The organism is Acinetobacter sp. 1207_04 (assembly GCF_052850415.1).
Genome location: NZ_VXCQ01000034.1, coordinates 1 through 2,538 on the forward strand (window position 1 = coordinate 1; position 2,538 = coordinate 2,538).

The window sequence follows — 2,538 nt, forward strand, 5'->3', positions numbered from 1 at the left end:
CATTGTTGTGATTTATCAACTCCTCCACTGCTTAAATTATCCCCAATTTCTGCGGACAAATCTTGGGATAATTTAAGTGTGTTGTACGCCTAGGCGTACAGTGATTTAGGGATTTTGCCAATATACCCATGGAACACAATTTCTTATCATGAACACATAGAGAGCAGGATGCTCCAGAGAATAAGAAAAACCAAAGAACAAGGAAATGTTAAAGGTACGACAGGAGTTATACCGAAAGCATCAAATATGTAAAAAAGCCCAACAGGATGTTGGGCTTTTTTATTGCTTGTATCTATTAGATCAGGCTAAGTTTTCTCGAACAAACTTAGGATCAATAATGAAAAGCTTAATCAGCGATTGAGCTGCTTTACTTGGTCGTCTTGTTCCTTGTTCCCAACTTTCTAATGTTCGTTTTGATGTACCTAGAATATTGGCAAATTGTTCTTGTGTTAAATCCGCTTTCCTACGAGCTAGGGCGACATCTGTTTCAGTAATCACAGTACGTTTTGCTGCATTATTTGCAAGCATGTCGTCTATACCCTGTATAATTTCCGCTTCAATATCTCTAGTTGCTTCAAAAGCTTCGATTTCTTTAGCCGTTAAACGAGTCATTTAATTTCTCCACTAATAATTGAAGTGTCTTTTTACTCAGCTGGGTGGTTTCTTTTTTACTGTAAAGGGTCAGGAGCCAAATTTCACCGTTTTCTAAGCGATTGAAGTAGATGATTCGAACACCTGAACTTTTACCTCGTCCACCACTTGTCCATCTGATCTTACGAATACCGCCTGAATTAGGCTCAACATCACCAGCATTTGGATTTAAAGATAAGAACGTTTTAAATTCCTCATATTCTTTTTCATTCCAATACATAAAACAAATTTTACTAAAATAAGGCGTTTCACATATTGTTAGCATTTTCAAACCTTGAATACCACATAGTAATATTTTAGTACGACTTAGTCGTATATGTAAAGAAACTGAATAGCACCGACTATCGAAGAACATTTTTTTATTAAATAGGAATATTTTGAGCATATTCGGATCAAAATATGAGCCGAATATAGTAATTAATCAGCTCACCTATTTATCTAGGACATTTCGGCTTGGGGGTTACAGCCGAATTTTGCATAAGAGGTTTTATGTTAAGTAAATTAGTTTTTCCGGATAAATAAATTTAAATCCATATTTATCAAAAAATTAAGAAATTATTTTAGTAAATTGTAGATAAATGCTAAAAAATCAATATAATGCCCACCTTCTGTATATCTTGTCTCTTCATTATTTTTTAATGTGACTTTTATCACAATGGCGGTTTGGTATGAATAAAATTTATAAGGTTATTTGGAACGCTTCAGTGAATGCATGGGTTGCTGTTTCTGAACTAGCAACAGGGCATTCTTCATCTCGTAGCAAATCAGTTCTAAATCCTAGTACTGAATTAATAATAGTAAAAACAAAAAAAACTATTAATTTAAGTCTATTAGCTTCAGCTTTACTTTCACTTTCACCTCAATTATATGCGGTAAATGTTGGAAATGGTAATGATGGAGCTGTGAATTCTGGATCTATTGCTATTTCAGATCCAAGTTGTGGTTACGCCAATACTAACTTACAGAACTCAATTGCAATAGGTTGTTCTGCTAGTGTCTCAGGCGGAATAGGAAATCTTGGCGGGATTGCTTTAGGTGATAACGCACGTGTGATCAATGATGGTATTGCAATTGGTCGTAATTCAAATGCAAATAGTGGTGATGATAAAGGTGGTATTGCCATTGGTAATGAATCCTGGGCATGGGCTCACAGTGTTGCGATTGGTACAGAGGCAGTTGCCGATCAAGCACAAACAGATGTAGAAAATGCGTCAGTTGCGATTGGCGCTAAAGCCAATTCAGGGAATTCTGATGGTGGTGTTGCAATCGGTATTGCTTCTAAAATTGGTGACAATACAGGAGATACGGTAGCGATTGGCCGTAGAGCATCTGTTGAAGGTGGCGCTGAGAAAAGTTTAGCATTGGGGTCAAATTCTTCGATTGCTGCTAATGCAAAAGAATCAACAGCTTTAGGGTTTGGTTCAAAAGTAGAACAAAGTAATGGTATTGCTATTGGTAATTCATCTAAAGTAACAAAAACGAATGCTGTTGCAATTGGTTCAAAATCAAATACCGATACCGATGCAACAACAGAAATCGAAGCAACGGTTGATGGTATAAAATTTGGTGCATTTGCTGGTGCTGCGACTCAAGCGGGTGACCAAGTTTCTTTGGGGGCTGTTGGAGCTGAACGTCAACTTAAAAATGTTGCAGCCGGTCAAATTAGTGCAACAAGTACCGATGGCATTAATGGTAGCCAACTTTATAGAACCAATGTGGTATTGGGTAATGTTGCAAATAGTGCTGCAGATATTATTGGTGGTGGCGTTATAGTAGGTGATAATGGGAAATTAACAGGACCATTTAATGTCGCTGGTAATGACTATACTTCTATCGCAGAAGCAATTGAAAAAAATGCTGGAGTAGGTACAAAAACTACTGTTGTGG

At 36.9% G+C, this 2,538-nt stretch carries 3 protein-coding genes; 1 reads left to right on the plus strand and 2 read right to left on the minus strand.

All coding sequences use genetic code 11. The features are described from left to right. Window positions 1–300: 300 nt before the first annotated feature. Window positions 301–612, minus strand: a complete 312-nt coding sequence (locus tag FW754_RS16330; protein ID WP_446325251.1) for a helix-turn-helix domain-containing protein — start codon at window positions 610–612, stop codon at window positions 301–303. After that, window positions 593–916: a transcriptional regulator gene (locus tag FW754_RS16335; RefSeq protein ID WP_446325252.1), complete on the minus strand. Its 324-nt coding sequence runs from the start codon at window positions 914–916 to the stop codon at window positions 593–595. The genes FW754_RS16330 and FW754_RS16335 overlap by 20 nt, the downstream gene beginning before the upstream one ends. A gap of 403 nt (window positions 917–1,319) precedes the next feature. Between FW754_RS16335 and FW754_RS16340 the strand changes: the two genes are divergently transcribed. Continuing rightward, on the plus strand, window positions 1,320–2,538 hold a 1,219-nt coding region (locus FW754_RS16340; protein WP_446325253.1), incomplete at its 3' end, for an ESPR-type extended signal peptide-containing protein.